This is a genomic window from uncultured Sulfitobacter sp. (genome assembly GCF_947499945.1).
Lineage (GTDB): Bacteria > Pseudomonadota > Alphaproteobacteria > Rhodobacterales > Rhodobacteraceae > Sulfitobacter.
In genome coordinates, this window is sequence record NZ_CANMQD010000006.1 from 83,857 (window position 1) to 99,746 (window position 15,890).

At 57.6% G+C, this 15,890-nt stretch carries 13 protein-coding genes; 7 read left to right on the top strand and 6 right to left on the bottom strand.

The genetic code is table 11. The features are described 5' to 3' along the window. Positions 1–47: 47 nt before the first annotated feature. Positions 48–1,283, bottom strand: coding sequence for a urate hydroxylase PuuD (locus tag Q0775_RS17925; protein WP_298864276.1), 1,236 nt, complete (start codon positions 1,281–1,283; stop codon positions 48–50). Between the two features lie 97 nt (positions 1,284–1,380). Here Q0775_RS17925 and Q0775_RS17930 point away from each other — a divergent pair, with 97 nt between their 5' ends. Further along, entirely contained in the window at positions 1,381–2,295 is a 915-nt protein-coding gene (locus Q0775_RS17930; protein WP_298864279.1) for a LysR family transcriptional regulator, read from the top strand. A gap of 2 nt (positions 2,296–2,297) precedes the next feature. Here the strand turns inward: Q0775_RS17930 and uraH are convergent, their stop codons facing one another. Next, a complete protein-coding gene (gene uraH / locus Q0775_RS17935; RefSeq protein ID WP_298864281.1) occupies positions 2,298–2,651 on the bottom strand; it encodes a hydroxyisourate hydrolase in 354 nt (117 codons plus the stop codon). A 170-nt stretch (positions 2,652–2,821) separates the two neighbouring features. Between uraH and puuE the strand changes: the two genes are divergently transcribed. Both puuE and Q0775_RS17945 read left to right on the top strand, forming a co-directional pair. Then, positions 2,822–4,240: an allantoinase PuuE gene (gene puuE, locus Q0775_RS17940; protein ID WP_298864284.1), complete on the top strand. Its 1,419-nt coding sequence runs from the start codon at positions 2,822–2,824 to the stop codon at positions 4,238–4,240. 97 nt (positions 4,241–4,337) lie between these two features. Further along, entirely contained in the window at positions 4,338–5,759 is a 1,422-nt protein-coding gene (locus Q0775_RS17945; protein WP_298864286.1) for a nucleobase:cation symporter-2 family protein, read from the top strand. A gap of 81 nt (positions 5,760–5,840) precedes the next feature. Here the strand turns inward: Q0775_RS17945 and Q0775_RS17950 are convergent, their stop codons facing one another. Both Q0775_RS17950 and Q0775_RS17955 read right to left on the bottom strand, forming a co-directional pair. After that, positions 5,841–7,997 (bottom strand): malate synthase G, encoded by a 2,157-nt coding sequence (locus tag Q0775_RS17950; protein WP_298864295.1) that lies wholly within the window; start codon positions 7,995–7,997, stop codon positions 5,841–5,843. A 212-nt stretch (positions 7,998–8,209) separates the two neighbouring features. Beyond that, the gene (locus tag Q0775_RS17955; protein ID WP_298864298.1) at positions 8,210–9,538 is read right to left on the bottom strand and encodes an aspartate aminotransferase family protein; all 1,329 of its coding nucleotides are present in this window, start codon (positions 9,536–9,538) and stop codon (positions 8,210–8,212) included. Between the two features lie 167 nt (positions 9,539–9,705). Here Q0775_RS17955 and Q0775_RS17960 point away from each other — a divergent pair, with 167 nt between their 5' ends. After that, positions 9,706–10,563: a MurR/RpiR family transcriptional regulator gene (locus Q0775_RS17960; protein ID WP_298864301.1), complete on the top strand. Its 858-nt coding sequence runs from the start codon at positions 9,706–9,708 to the stop codon at positions 10,561–10,563. On the opposite strand, the gene Q0775_RS17965 is transcribed toward Q0775_RS17960, so the two are convergent. Both Q0775_RS17965 and Q0775_RS17970 read right to left on the bottom strand, forming a co-directional pair. Continuing rightward, entirely contained in the window at positions 10,548–11,405 is an 858-nt protein-coding gene (locus Q0775_RS17965; protein WP_298864304.1) for a carbon-nitrogen hydrolase family protein, read from the bottom strand. The genes Q0775_RS17960 and Q0775_RS17965 overlap by 16 nt on opposite strands. 27 nt (positions 11,406–11,432) lie before the next feature. Beyond that, the gene (locus Q0775_RS17970; protein ID WP_298864307.1) at positions 11,433–12,407 is read right to left on the bottom strand and encodes a LysR family transcriptional regulator; all 975 of its coding nucleotides are present in this window, start codon (positions 12,405–12,407) and stop codon (positions 11,433–11,435) included. Positions 12,408–12,540: 133 nt separating this feature from the next. Here Q0775_RS17970 and Q0775_RS17975 point away from each other — a divergent pair, with 133 nt between their 5' ends. From Q0775_RS17975 to Q0775_RS17985, 3 genes are read left to right on the top strand one after another with little or no spacing between them, the layout of a single operon-like run. Beyond that, positions 12,541–13,875, top strand: a complete 1,335-nt coding sequence (locus tag Q0775_RS17975) for an aspartate aminotransferase family protein (protein WP_298864310.1) — start codon at positions 12,541–12,543, stop codon at positions 13,873–13,875. Between the two features lie 2 nt (positions 13,876–13,877). After that, entirely contained in the window at positions 13,878–14,807 is a 930-nt protein-coding gene (locus Q0775_RS17980) for a 3-keto-5-aminohexanoate cleavage protein (protein WP_298864313.1), read from the top strand. 4 nt (positions 14,808–14,811) lie between these two features. After that, the gene (locus tag Q0775_RS17985; RefSeq protein WP_298864315.1) at positions 14,812–15,837 is read left to right on the top strand and encodes a histone deacetylase family protein; all 1,026 of its coding nucleotides are present in this window, start codon (positions 14,812–14,814) and stop codon (positions 15,835–15,837) included. Positions 15,838–15,890 lie beyond the last annotated feature (53 nt).

Here is a 15,890-nt window from a genome sequence, read left to right on the forward strand (position 1 = left end):
AACACCACATCGCGCAGTTTGGATAGACCGTTACGCAGGATTAGAGCCTAATTTATGCGTGCGGCCTGAATCCAGCTGACGATCTTGCCACGGTTCTCCGGGGTCATGGTGGCGATGGCGTTGGGAGGCGGCATTGCGTTGCTCAGCCCTGCGTGGAGATAGATCTGCTCGGCGTTGCGCGCGACATCGCTTTTCGTCTCTAACACGACACCTTTCGGGGGCCAATGCAGTCCTTCCCACGCAGGTTCGCGCGCGTGGCACATGGAGCAGTTGCCAAGCACCACATCATATGCAGCGTCAAACCCTTCGGCGCTTGCGAACTGCTGCTCATAGGGGGTCAGGGTGCGGCTCTCGGCAATCTCGTATGTATCGGGGCCGCGCACGGTAGACAGCCATGCGATCACAATCATCAGGATCACCGTGACGGCCCATGTCCAATGCGGCCCTTTGCCTGTGGCGTGCATGGTGTTGAAGTAGTGGCGAATGGTGACACCCGTCAGAAAGATCAGGCTGGCGATGATCCAGCTGTATTCCGTGCCGAATGCGAGCGGGTAGTGGTTGGCAAGCATCAGGAAGACAACGGGTAGAGTGAGGTAGTTGTTGTGGGTCGAGCGCAGCTTGGCGATCTTGCCATACTTTGCATCGGGTTTTCGCCCCGCCTTGAGGTCGGCGACGACGATGCGCTGGTTCGGCATGATCTGGAAAAAGACGTTGCCCGTCATAATCGAGGCGGTGAAGGCTCCGAGGTGCAGGAGTGCTGCGCGGCCCGTAAATATTTGGTTATAGCCCCATGACATCACTACCAGCAGCACAAACAGCAGCAGCATCAGCAGGGTGGAGTGTTCGCCCAGTTTGGATTTGCACATAAAGTCATAGGCGATCCATCCGATGGTAAGCGAGCCACCAGAGATCAGGATGCCCTGCCACAGGGTCAAGTCCGCCTTTGTCGGGTCGAGCAGAAAAATCTCGCCGCCGACCCAATAGACGATCATCAAAAGCGCCGCACCCGAGACCCAAGTGATATAGCTTTGCCATTTGTGCCAGATCAGATGCTCGGGCATGTTTTCGGGCGCGACCATATATTTCTGGATGTGGTAAAAACCGCCGCCGTGAACCTGCCATTCCTCGCCGTGCACGCCTTCGGGCGCATTGGCCGCTTTTCGCAGACCCAGATCGAGGGCGATGAAAAAGAACGACGCACCGATCCACGCCATTGCGGTGATGACATGGAGCCAGCGCACGGAAAAGGCAATCCAGTCCCAGATGACTGCGAAATCGTACATAAAAGACTCCAGTGGCTCGGGTTTTCATAACACTAGGCGAAAGTTCATTCTTCTGGTATTACTCAAAAAGCCAAACAGCATCAAAAAAATCAAAACAATGTCATATCTCGATAATATCCGCACCTTCGTCCGTGTCTACGAGCTTGGCAGTATGTCGGCGGCGGGGCGCGATTTGCGCATCTCGCCTGCGGTGACGTCCTCGCGCATATCGCAGCTGGAGGAACACCTGAGCGTGCGCCTGTTCCAGCGCACCACCCGCAGTTTGACGCCGACCGAGCAGGGTAAGGCGTTTTATGGCGGGGCGAGCGAGATACTGGAAGCGGTGGAGAGCGCCGAGGCGCAGGTGGTGAACATCACGGACAATCCCAAGGGGTCGCTTTATGTGGCGGCCCCTTTGGGGGTGGGCAGGCGGTTGATCGCGCCCTTGGTGGCGGGGTTTCTCAAGGAGTATCCCGAAGTGAGCATCAGGCTGCGCCTCACCGATCGCAAGGTGGATCTGACCACGGAGGGGTTGGATTTGTCGTTCTTCCTTGGGCAGCCCGAAGACAGCAATCTGCGTATTCGCAAGATTGCCGATGTGACACGTATCCTCTGTGCAAGTCCTGAATATATCGCGGCGCGGGGGCATCCGATGTCGGGAGAGGAGTTGATCAGCGGCGGGCATGAATGCCTGAACTTGCGGTTCCCCGGTGCCACGGAGTTTCAATGGCGATTGATCACTGCACAAGGGCCAAAGCGGTTTCGCGTGTCGGGTCGGTTTGAATGTGACGACGGGGATGTGCTGACCGACTGGGCCTTGGCAGGCAACGGGATCGTGATGAAGCCGATCTTTGAAGTGGCCGAGCATGTGAAAGCAGGGCGGCTGGTTCAGGTCGCAACCGAAACACCACCCGAACCGATCCAGATGGCGTGCTTATTTACGCACCGCCGCATGCAGGACCCCAAAACGCGCCTGTTTATGGATTACGTGATTTCGCGCATTTCGGATTCCGTGCGCGATAGCCCGCTTTAGGCTCAGCTGCCGCGATAGGTGGAATAGCCGAACGGGGAGAGCAGCAGTGGCACGTGATAATGTGACGCTTCTGACATGCCAAAACGCAAGGGGATTACGTCTAGAAAACGCGGCTCCTCCGGCGGGGTGCCGATGGCATCCAGATAAGCCCCAGCATGAAAGACCAGCTCATAGGTCCCCGTCTCGAACTTGTCTGACGGCAGAATCTGTTCGTCTGTGCGTCCGTCACTGTTGGTGCTCAGGGTTTTGAGGTGGGTGCGCGTCTCCCCCTCCATGCGAAACAGCTCGATCTTTAGGCCGGCGGCGGGGCAACCGCGTGCAGTGTCCAATACATGTGTTGTCAGAAATCCGCTCATCTGTGTCTCGCTTTTGTAAATGCTGGCCGACTGCCAAATTCGATAACATCAGTATAGGCTGCTGTCATACGCTGTGACACAGCATAGTCTCTTTGAGGCTCCTTCGCATTTTTTTTGAAAAACGGGCCCATTGTTTTGAAATACAAGGTGTAAGACTTGGGAGGTCGGTTTTGAACAGATATATGCGTGATATGACAGGGTATGGTGCCAACCCGCCTGTGGCCAGCTGGCCGTATGGGGCAAAGATCGCTGTTCAAATTGTCCTGAATTATGAAGAGGGTGGCGAGAACAATATCCTGCACGGCGATGCCGCCTCCGAGGCGTTCTTGTCCGAGATTACAGGGGCCACGGCATGGCCTGACCAGCGTCACTGGAACATGGAATCACTCTATGAATACGGATCGCGCGCAGGTTTTTGGCGTGTGCACCGTATCTTAGCCGACTTGCCCGTGACAGTTTACGGGGTTGCGACAGCATTGGCGCGCGCGCCAGAGCAGGTTGCGGCGATGAAAGCCGCAGAGTGGGAGATTGCCAGCCACGGCCTGAAATGGGTCGAGCATAAGGATATGCCCGAGGACGAAGAGCGCGCGCAAATTGCCGAAGCAATCAAGTTGCACACCGAAGTCACAGGCACGCCGCCACGCGGTTGGTACACGGGTCGGTGCTCGAACAACACTGTACGGCTGGCGGTGGAGACGGGGCAGTTTGCCTATGTCGCCGATAGTTATGCCGATGATCTGCCCTATTGGATCGCTTTTGACGGCACCGATCAGTTGATCGTGCCCTATACGATGGATTGCAACGACATGCGCTTCGCCATTCAGGCGGGGTTCACCACAGGCGGCCAATTCGAGAGCTATCTCAAAGACAGCTTTGACGAGCTCTATGCCGAAGGTGTTGCGGGGCAGCCGAAGGTTCTGTCGATTGGTCTGCATTGTCGGATCATCGGCAGGCCAGGGCGGGCAGCGGCCTTGCGCCGTGTGCTGGAGCATATCAAATCGCACGACGGGGTCTGGTTCGCCACCCGTTTGCAGATCGCAGAGCATTGGGCGCAAACGCATCCCCCTGTGCATCGGGTGCGCCCGTCACAGATGGATCGCGAAACTTTTGTAGCCGAGTTTGGCGGGATATTCGAGCATAGCGCGTGGGTTGCAACGGGCGCTCATGCGCTTGAGCTGGGGCCGACACATGACACGGCGCAGGGCATTCACCAGATGCTTACGCGGGTATTTCGCAGTGCAGATGCCGATGCGCGGTTGGCCGTTTTGAACGCGCACCCCGATCTGGCGGGGAAGTTGGCCGAGGCCAAGCAACTGACTGCGGAGTCGACCGCAGAGCAGGCTTCGGTCGGTCTGGATGCGTTGACTGCACAAGAACGCAGCACTTTGAGCGAATTGAACACTGCCTATACGGATAAATTCGGGTTCCCGTTCATTATTGCCGTGCGCGACAATACAAAGGCCTCCATCATTAAAGCATTCAAGCGGCGCATCAGTCAGGATCGAGACACCGAATTTGCAGAGGCTTGCAAACAGGTAGAGCGGATTGCCGAGTTGCGCCTTTTGGAGAAATTTCAGGCTCAGATCTGAGCAAAGAAAGAATATGCGGCGGGCGTTACTGCCGTTCGAGACGACACCAATGCCCAGCATAGACTGGCAAAAAACTACCCAGGGGAGAAAGAAAAAAATGACAGACCACTCAATCGGAACGCCGGAGCAGATGCGCGATCCCGACTATATGCCACCGATCTACAAGGCGGTGCCACTGGGGCTACAGCATGTGTTGGCGATGTTTGTGTCCAATGTGACGCCTGCGATCATCATCTGCGGCGCTGCGGGCATCGGTTTCGGCTCGGATCAGGGGGCGCTGGGGTTTCCGGCGATGACCTATATGATCCAGATGTCGATGTTCTTTGCGGGCATCGCGACATTGCTCCAGACCATCGGCTTGGGCCCTGTGGGTGCACGGCTTCCGATTGTTCAGGGGACGTCATTTGCGTTTATTCCGATCATGATCCCGCTGGTTGCGGGAAAAGGGGAAGAGGCCCTTGCCGTGGTGATGGGCGGTGTGCTGGTCGGTGGCTTGTTCCACGCTTTCCTCGGCCTGTTCATCGGTAAAATCCGCTTTGCCCTCCCGCCTTTGGTGACGGGTCTTGTGGTGACTATGATCGGTCTGGCATTGGTCAAAGTCGGCATTCAGTACGCAGCGGGCGGCGTGCCTGCGATTGGCACCGAAGAATATGGTAGCCTGCAAAACTGGACTGTTGCGGGTGTCGTCATTGTTGTGACACTGGGTCTCAAGTTCTATGCCCGTGGTATGGTCGCAATCTCGGCTGTCGTGCTGGGCCTGCTGGTTGGATATGTTGTCGCCTACATGATGGGCATGGTCAGCTTTGCCAATGTCGGGCGTGCGGCGCCTTTTGCCTTGCCCAACCCGCTACACTTTGGTCTTGAGTTCGGCGTTGCGGCGATTATCGGCTTTTGCCTCATGGGCTTTGTTTCCGCAGTGGAAACAGTGGGCGATGTTTCAGGCATCACCAAAGGTGGCGCAGGACGCGAAGCAACGGATAAGGAAATTCAGGGCGCAACATTTGCGGACGGTCTGGGTACTGCAGTGTCGGGTCTGTTTGGCGCATTGCCTAACACTTCGTTCAGCCAGAACGTAGGCCTGATCGCCATGACGGGCCTGATGTCGCGCCATGTCGTGACCATCGGCGCGCTGTTCCTGATCGCTGCGGGATTGATCCCAAAAGTCGGCGCAATCATCTCGACCATCCCGATCGAAGTTTTGGGCGGTGGTGTGATCGTGATGTTTGGCATGGTTGTCGCGGCAGGTATGTCGATGCTGTCCGATGTGGATTGGAACCGTCGCAACATGGTGATCTTTGCGATTGCTTTGTCACTTGGTCTGGGTCTCCAGCTTGAACCAGGTGCCTTGCAGCACTTGCCAAGCACTTGGAAAGTTCTCGCGACGTCCGGCATCTTGCCAGCCGCGTTGATTGCGATTGTCCTGAACCTGATCCTGCCGACAGAGTTGGCGGGCGAGGCGACCGAGGAAGTCTCGGGCGGGATGCACGGTGAAGGCAAAGGGCGTTTGCCCCACGACTGAGCGTTCTACTGATCGCAAATAAAAAGCCCCCGTTGCATGCGCAGCGGGGGCTTTTCTTTTTAGAGTGTGCCGTGTTGTGCTTTAGGCGTTTTGCTGCGCCTTCAGTTCGAGGCGGCGGGCATGCAACGTAGGCTCGGTATAGCCGGACGGGTCGGTGGTGCCGCCAAAGACCAGATCGCAGGCCGCTTTATAGGCGATCCCGTCAAATCCGGGGGCCATAGGACGATAGAGCGGATCACCAGCGTTCTGACGGTCCACAACTGCGGCCATCTGTTGCATGATTTCGTTTACCTCATCCTTGCTGATCACATCGTGGTGCAGCCAGTTGGCCATATGCTGCGCCGAGATGCGGCAGGTGGCGCGGTCTTCCATCAGGCCCACGTCATTGACGTCCGGCACTTTGGAACAGCCGACACCCTGATCAATCCAGCGCACCACATAGCCAAGGATACCTTGGGCGTTGTTCTCGACCTCGGCGCGGATGTGCTCTTTGCTCCACCGGCGATAGCTGGCGGTTGGAATGTCGAGCAGCGCCTCGACATAGGCACGACGGCCCCCTTTGGCGATCTGGGCCTGCACGGCAAAAACATCGACCTTGTGATAGTGCAGCGCATGCAATGTTGCGGCGGTCGGGCTTGGAACCCATGCGCAGTTGGCACCAGCGCGGGGGTGCTCGATCTTGGTATCGATCATGGCGCCCATGCGGTCAGGCATTGCCCACATGCCTTTGCCGATCTGCGCCTTGCCTGACAGGCCACACTCCAGCCCGATATCGACGTTCTGGTTCTCGTAGGCGGTGATCCAGCCTTTGCGCTTGATGAAGTCTTTGCGGCTGAAGGGCCCTGCCTCCATCGAGGTGTGTATTTCGTCGCCCGTACGGTCAAGGAAGCCAGTGTTGATAAAGCAGACACGCGCAGAGGCGGCGCGGATACATTCCTTGAGGTTGACGGAGGTGCGGCGCTCCTCGTCCATAATACCAAGCTTGACCGTATTGGCAGGCAGGCCAAGCGCCTTTTCCACATGGGAAAAGATGCTGTCGGTAAAGGACACTTCTTCGGGGCCGTGCATCTTGGGCTTCACGACATAGAAAGAGCCGTGGACCGTGTTGCGCAGGCCGCCCGATTTCTGGAGGTCGTGCATGGCGATGGCTGTTGTGACCATTGCATCCATCAAACCCTCAAAGATCTCGTTGCCGTCTTTGTCCAGAATGGCGGGGTTGGTCATCAGGTGACCGACATTGCGCACGAGCAGCAGCGCGCGGCCCTTTACGGTTATGTCGCCGCCGCCCGCTTTTGTGTAATCACGATCCGCGTTGAGTGCGCGTGTCATCTGCTTGCCACCTTTTTCAAAGGTTTCCTGCAGGTCGCCTTTCATCAAGCCAAGCCAGTTGCGATAGGCGAGCACTTTGTCCTCTGCGTCCACACAGGCAACGGAATCTTCCATGTCCACAATCGCCGAGACAGCGGATTCCATCAGCACATCAGCCAGACCAGAGGCTGCTTTGCTGCCAATCGGATGGTCACGGTTGAACACCAGTTCCACATGCAGGCCGTTGTTGCGCAGCAAGACGGAGGAGGGGGACGCCGCATCGCCACGGTAGCCCACAAATTTCTCGGGCTGCATCAGGGGCGTGCCATCCACATGCAGCGCACCGTTCACGATCGCATAATTGGAGGCTTTGCCGTGGCTGGTTCCTTTTGCGGGAAATGCCTCGTCGAGGAAGACAGCCGCACGGGCCACAACCCGTGCACCGCGCCCGTCATCAAAAGCACCGGCTGGCGGCAGGCTGCCCATGGCGTCGGTGCCGTAGAATCCGTCATACAAGCTGCCCCACCGTGCATTCGCGGCGTTCAGGACAAAACGCGCATTGGTGCTGGGCACAACAAGTTGTGGCCCTGCGATGCTGGCGATTTCGGGGTCCACATTGCTTGTGGTGATTTGGAAGTCATCGCCCTCTGGCAGCAAATAACCAATCTCGGACAGGAACGCTTTATATGCGACTGCATCATGGGCCTGACCGCGCCGCGCGATGTGCCATTCGTTGATGGCGGCCTGCAAAGCCTCACGCTTTTCCAACAAGGCGCGGTTGCGCGGGCCAAAGTCGTGGGCAAGCTCGGAGAGCGCTTTCCAGAATGTTTCGGGTGTGACGCCCGTGCCGTTCAGAGCTTCGTCTTCGATAAACTGGACAAGTTCAGTCGAGATGCTGAGGTCGGAGCGTTTCAGGCGTTCGGTGTTCATTCGCAAAATTCCCATGGGTTAACATTTTTCATCGGCAGCGTGCTGCATATGCTTTTTTACATAGGTCTTAAACGCGGAACGTCCCGATGTTTCCAGCCCACAAATCACCCGCAGGCCAATAGCTGTTTCAAACTGAATTTGAAATTCGGGCGGCGCGGTGTCGAAACGGCGCTGGGGGAGGGGCGAATGCCATTGCACGCGCCCCTGTTGGTTTAGGCGGCCAAAGAGCGATCAATCGCGAGGGAGAGCTTGCCCACAAGCTCGTCAATTTGGGCGTCCTCAATGATGAAGGGAGGGGCGAGCAGGATGTGATCGCCGTGCTGGCCGTCTATGGTGCCTGACATGGGATAGCAGATGAGGCCAGCAGCAAAGGCTTCTTTCTTGATCCGCGCAGCAAGGCCGCGTTTCGGGTCAAAGGTCGCCTTCGTCTCGCGGTCAGCAACCAATTCTACACCGCGAAACAACCCGCGCCCGCGAATGTCGCCGACATGGGCATGTTGGCCAAAGGTAGCGCGCAGCGCCGCGTCGAGTTTCGCGCCTTGGGTGTGGACCTGTGCGAGCAGACCCCCGTCAAGGATTTCGCTCAGCACTGCGTTCGCCGCAGTCGCGGCCATGGCGTGGCCCATATAGGTATGGCCGTGCTGGAAAAATCCGGTGCCTGCGGCGATGGCGTCATAGATCGCGCCTGACGTCAGCAGCGCGCCGATGGGTTGGTAGCCTGCGCCCAGCCCCTTTGCGATGGTTATCATGTCGGGGGCAACGCCGTCCTCGGTGCAGGCAAACAGATGGCCTGTCCGGCCCATGCCGCACATCACTTCGTCAAGGATCAGAAGGATGCCGTATTGATCGCAAATCTCGCGCACACGCTTGAGATATCCAGGCACTGCGGGGACAGCGCCCGATGTTGCGCCGACAACAGGCTCGGCCATAAATGCCATGACGCTGTCGGGTCCAAGGCGGAGGATTTCGGTCTCTAACTCGTTGGCAACGCGCAGGCCGTAGGCCTCCTGTGTTTCGTCCTCTGCGCGGTCGCGGTACTCGTAACAGGGGCTGATGTGGGTGGTATCGGCCAAGAGTGGCGCAAATTGTGTGCGCCGCCATGCATTCCCACCAGCGGCCAGTGCGCCGAGGGTGTTGCCGTGATAGCTTTGACGCCGCGCGATCACGCGGTGGCGGTTTGGCTGACCGATTTCCAGAAAATACTGTCGCGCAAGTTTGATCGCGGCTTCGACCGCTTCGGACCCGCCAGAGACAAGGTAGACGCGGTCGATCCCTTCGGGGGCGTTCGCCACCAGACGGTCGGCCAACTGCTCTGCCGGCTGGGACGTGAAGAAACCTGTATGTGCAAAAGCGACCGTGTCGATCTGGGCATGCAATGCCGCCCGCACGGCCGCGTTGGAATGGCCAAGGCAGGACACAGCCGCCCCGCCAGAGCCGTCAAGATAGCGCCGCCCTTCGGTGTCGATCAGATAACATCCCTCCCCGCCTGCCACGACAGGTAACGCGCCTTTGGTGGAGCGGCCGAAAATGTGAGTGTTCATATGCGTGTCCTTGGGAGGGGGATAAGCCTACGGGAATCGAGGGCTTGTCCTTGAATAATACAAATGTGTTATTTATACGCAAAATAAAAAGCAAATGATTTATTTTGACTTGCTGGAAATGGCTAATGGACGCTAACTGATCGGGTATAGAGATGGATAGCATACGGATGACAACCGCAGAGGCGCTGAAAGATGATTTGGCCCTCATGAGTGTGACGGGCACCCCTGCGCTGCGTACTTTTGCCCCTTGGGTTCTGGATCATCTGCCGTTGGTTGCGTTTCACTCCATCCGCAGTCTGGCCAAGCAAGCGGGCGTGAACCCCAATACTGTCACGCGGTTGGCCAAAGAGTTGGGGTATGCAGGTTTTGATGCGCTGCGTGCAGATGTCCAAACCTTGTTGCACAGTCCCGCGCCGACCTATGGCGACCGCGCGCGGTCCCTGCGTGCGCAGGTCGATGGCAACGGGTTCGCAGGTATGATTGCCGCCAACCGTGAGAATGCGGAACAGCTTTTTGCACCAGAGATACTCGAGGTTCTTGAGTCGTGTGTGGCGCCGCTTTTGAATGCGCGGCGGGTGCATGTGGTCGGCGTGCGCAGCTGTTATGCGATTGCCCATCACTTTGCCTATGTGGGCGGCATGGCTTTCTCGAATTTTGCCGATGTTCCGTCCTTGCCAGGAAGTATTATTGATCAGATGTCCCAAGTCGGGGAGGATGATATTGTGGTGGCGATCACCTATGCCCATTACTCCGCCGAAGTGGTGGCAGCCTGTGCGGTGGCGCGGGAGAATGGTGCGCGCATACTTGCACTCACCGACAGCCATGCCGCGCCGATTGCGGTTGGCGCGTGGAAAGTGCTGCGCCTGCCGATGGCGGGGCCGCACTTTGTCCCCTCGCTGAACACTGCGTTTCTGGCGGTTGAGATGCTGCTGGGCGGGATGGCGGTGCGGTCGGATGATGCCTCTGATAACGTCACCCGTTTCGAGAACCGCATCCGCAGCGCAGGGGGCTATGTGGAAGGCTGATCCGTGCTGACGAGAGTGCGGTCGTAGGTGTCCCGCTTGTCGTGCAGGAACGTATAGTCGCTGCGCGCGGTATCCATCATCTGTCGCTCCAGCGTGATGAATTTGAAATCTTCGGCGTGGGCGTCAAACGACAGCGGATCAAGGTTTTCGTCCATCCACGGATAACAAAACAGCGAATTGCCAAAGTGTTCGCCTGCGCGGTTGAGCGAGAGGAAGAAACACTGGTTCTCGATGGCGCGGGTCATGGCGAAGGCGTGCCACATGTGGAACGAGGGGTCGCGGTAATAGGCCCCGCTGTGCAGGATCACTTCGACGCCATGTTTGAGGACCAGCGTGCGCGAGAGTTCGGGAAAGCGGATGTCGTAGCAGATGATCGGCGAGAGGGTGAAACCCTTCGCCTTGAACCTCATCAGTTGATCGCCTGCGGTGAAATAGTCCTTCTCCATCGACGCGCCATAGTGGCACAGGTGCAACTTGTCATAATGTCCGGCAAGGGCGCCTTCGGGCGTGACCACTGCTGCGCAGATATAGGTGCCGTTCGTATCCCGTCGGGCAAAACTGTAGGTGACAAAAACCCCAAACTCGATGGCGAGTGCGGCCCACGTCTGGAACGATGCACCGTCCAGCGGCTCTGCGATCTGGTCGAGGGCGTCAAAAGCGGCGCGGGAGTATTCGATGCTCGACAATTCGGGCAGCACCACGACATCGGCGGTTTGTGTGCTGAACTGGTGGCGGATTTTGTCAGCTGTTGCAGCTAGATGCGCATCGCGTGCTGCCGCTGTTGTTGTCGACGGGATTTCGATCTGGCAGGCAAGAAGCGTCAGGGTGTCTTGGGCTGTCATCGGTTTTAATCCTGCTGTTGGGCTGCGTCAAACGTCTTGCAGGTCATAGGTGCGCTGCGCAAGGGGCAGTGCGGCGATGCGGTGCTGGAACATTTCGAGCAGGGCAAGTTCGGCGCGGTTCATGCGGGCGCTTTTATGATGCACCAGATGCACATCGACTATCATTTCATTGCCGTAAGGCGGAAGCCGCCAGAGTCTACCCTGTGCGACCAAGTGCGCTGCCACATGAACGGGCAGGGGGCCAAAGCCGAGGCCTGCGGTGATCATGCGCTGCGCTTCTGTGAGGTTGGAAGTGTAGCCGATCACCTTGTTATCCAGTTTGTGCTGCGCCCTCAGGAGGGCCACGGGGCGCAGGGCGTCCCACAGCTGGTCCGTGCGAAAAGAGACGGAGGAGTGATCGCGCATATCTTCAAGCGTCAGGTTGTGCTGTCCAAAGAGCGGATGTCCCGCACCGCAAAAGAAGCCAAAGTAAGAGCGATAGAGCAGATCATACTGCAAATTGGGATGGGGATCATGCATGATGCAAACGCCAAGGCCGACTGATTTATCAAGCACCGCCTGCTGGACCTTTGTGCTCGACATGACTTCGAGGTCAAAGCTCACTTGTCGGTTTTCGCGGTGAAAGTCGGCCAGCACCCCGTCAAAGAAATCGCTGACCACACCGCTCAGCAGGGCCAGCTTGACCTTGCCTGTGACCACGTCCTTTGTGCCTTGGCTGTTCTCAATGGTGCGGACCAGATTGCCGAACAACTCCTGACACTCATGATAGAGAATTTGCCCCGCAGGCGTGATGCGGAAATGGGAGGGGCTGCGGTCAATCAACGCGATGCCCAGCTGTGCCTCTAACCGCTGAAGTGCCTGACTGACCGAGGGCTGGCGCCGCATCAGTCGTTTTGCGGCGAGGGTGATGCTGCCCTCCTGTGCGATGAACATGAAGGTGCGCAGCAGGTTAAGGTCAAGCTCGCGGATCAGCTTTTCCTGCTTGTGGGGATTTGTCGGCATATCGATGGCCCTTCATTGGTTTCATCAATGATATCCATATATCTTATCTATTTGCACTATGACAAAAACAAGCCCACTCTTTGCGCAATGACTGCCTGATGCCCGTCGCTGGCACTTTCAAAGGATGAAGCCCGTGAAGAAATCCAACCTGTTCTATCAAACGCGCCAGCGCCGACCAGAGGTGGAGCGTGCCGAGGGGATTTACATTTGGGGCAAGAATGGGGAGCGGTTCATCGACGGCTCTTCAGGCGCGATGGTGAGCAACATCGGTCACTCTAACCCCAATGTACTGGCCGCGATGAAGGCGCAGATGGACAGCGCGACCTTTGCCTACCGTCTGCATTTTGAGAACGCAGCTGCCGAGAATTTGGCGACTGCCATTGCTGAGCGGATGCCCGAGGGGTTGAACCGCGTCTTCTTTGTCTCGGGTGGATCAGAGGCGATGGAGTCGTGCATCAAGTTCGCCCGCCAATGGGCATTGGCCGCAGGGCAGGCAAGCCGCTGGAAAGTCATCTCGCGGTTTCCTTCCTATCATGGGTCCACGTTGGGCGCATTGGCGATAACGGGCTATGGTCCCCTCACTGATGCGTTTAAGCCCCTCTATACGGACATGCCGAAAATCCCCGCGCCGACATGCTATCTGGACCGCGATAACCTGTCGGATCATGATCGGGGCCTCAAATATGCCGAAATGCTGCGCGACGAAATTATTGCCCAAGGGCCGGAGACGGTGATGGCTTTTGCGATGGAGCCTGTGGGTGGTGCGTCGACGGGCGCGCTGGTCGCACCTGACAGTTATTACACCCGCATCCGCGAGATTTGTGACGAGTTTGGCATTCTGTTGATCATGGATGAAGTCATGTCAGGTGTCGGGCGCACGGGTGCCTTTATGGCGTCGGAGCATTGGAATGTGCGCCCTGATCTGGTGGCGGTGTCCAAAGGGTTTGGCGCGGGCTATGCCCCACTTGGCGCGATGATCGCGGATGAGGGGATGGTCGAGACAGTGCTGGCCGCAGGCGGGTTTGCGCACGGCCATACCTATGCGGGCAACCCGTTGGCGTGCAGTGCGGGATTGGCGGTTCTGGGCGAGATTGACCGCCTTGATCTGATGAGCAATGCCGCCGCGATGGGTGACACACTCATGGCGGGGATGCGCGATTTGATGGACCGCTACAGCTTTATCGGGGATGTGCGCGGCAAGGGGCTGCTCACCGCGTTTGAAATGGTGAGCGACCGCGAGACGATGGCGCCGCTGCCAAAGGCACTCAACGCCTATGACCGATTTGTCGAGATTTGCTATGCACGTAACCTGATCACCTATTCGCGGCGCACGCGGGGTGGCATTGATGGCGATCATTTCCTGATCTGTCCGCCGATGATTGTGACAGAACCGCAAGTGGGCGAGATTTTGAGCATCCTTGATGACAGTCTCAAGGTTTTTGCGACTGAAGCTGGATTGGAGGGCTGAATATGCCACGTAAAATTGTCCTGACCTGCGCCATCACCGGCTCCATCCACACGCCGAGCATGAGCCCGCATTTACCAATCACCCCCGACCAGATTGCCACGTCGGCGATAGAGGCGGCGCAGGCGGGAGCGTCGATCCTGCATCTACATGCGCGGGAGCCTGATACGGGGCGGCCCAGTTCTGACATCGAGGTGTTTCGCCAATTCCTGCCACGGATCAAGGATGCCACTGACGCGGTAATAAACCTCACCACGGGGGGCAGTTCACAGATGAGCGTAGAGCAGCGGCTGTCCGCGCCTGCGGCACTTGCGCCCGAGATGTGCTCGCTCAACATGGGGTCGATCAACTTTGGCCTGTTTCCAATGAAGGATCAGCAGAGCGAGTGGAAGCATGATTGGGAAGAGCAGTTCCTTGAGAACACGCGCGACACGGTATTCAAAAACACGTTTCACGATATTGAAACTGTGTTTCGCATGCTCGGGGACGAGGGCGGTGCGCGGTTCGAGTTCGAATGCTATGATGTGGGCCATATCCAGACGGTCGCCTTTTACCTGCGCAAACACCGGATCAAAGCGCCTGTGTTTTTGCAATTCGTGATGGGGGTGCTGGGCGGAATTGATGCCAGCCCGCAAAGCCTGATGTATATGAAGGAGACTGCCGACCGCCTTCTTGGTGATACGTATCAGTTTTCTGTGCTGGCGGCGGGTCGCCAGCAGATGACCCTTGGCACGATGGCGGTGATCTTGGGAGGTAATGTGCGCGTGGGGCTGGAGGACAGTCTGATGATCCGCCGTGGCGAGTTGGCGACCAGCAACGCGCAGCAAGTCACCAAGATACGCAGTATTCTCGAAGAATTGGGATATGAAATTGCAACGCCCGATGAGGCGCGTGCCATGCTTGCCCTCAAGGGCGCAGATAAAACAGGATTTTAGACCGATGCGTGTATTTGTCGATCAAGAAAAGCAGAGCCAACATTACCCGACAGGGTTCCTTGTGAATGGCCTGATGCAGCCGAACCCCGAGATGCCGGAGCGTATGGAGCGGTTACTCAGCGGTGTTGCGGCAGGGGGGCATGATGTTGAAATGCCCGATGATCACGGTCTTGGCCCCATCGCGGCGGTGCATACGCCTGCTTATCTCAAATTTCTGTCGACGGTTTATACCCGTTGGAGCCGTATACCCGATGCCACGCCAGAGATTTTTCCCAACATCCACCCTGACAGGCGCACGGCCAGTTATCCGCTATCTGTTGTGGGGCAGGCGGGGTTTCACATTACCGATATGTCCTGTCCCATTGGCGAGCATACGTGGGAGGCTGCGCGGTGGTCTGCCAACTGCGCTGTCTCGGCGGCTCAAGCGGTTGTGGAGGGGGGCAAGGCGGCCTATGCGCTGTGCCGCCCACCCGGTCACCACTGTTTCACCGATCTGGCGGGGGGGTTTTGTTATCTGAACAATTCCGCCATCGCAGCGCAATATCTGCGGCGGACGCATAACCGCGTCGCTATCATTGATGTGGACCTCCACCATGGCAACGGCACACAGGGGATATTCTATGGCCGCGATGATGTGTTCACCTTGTCCATTCATGCTGATCCTGCGCGGTTCTATCCTTTCTTCTGGGGTCACGCGCATGAGACGGGGGAGGGGGCGGGCCTTGGCTATAACCTCAACGTGCCCTTGCCGCGCGGCACCGATGATGCGGGGTTCTTGCAAGGTCTTGAGGGTGGATTAGAGCATGTGAAGGCTTTTGCACCCGATGCTATTGTGATCGCTCTTGGCCTTGATGCGTTTGAGGGCGACCCGTTTGGCGGGCTTTCTGTCTCCACGCCCGGTTTTGAGCGCATCGCAGCGCTCCTTGCGGGGTTGAAGCTGCCTACGGTCATCGTTCAGGAAGGTGGATATCTGTGTGACGCGTTGGGAGAGAACCTGCACTCTTTCCTGAATGGATTTGAAAACACCTAGGTCTGGCGGCAGGTCTACTGTGCCTAGGCCAAAAACGTCTTTAGACCCAGATG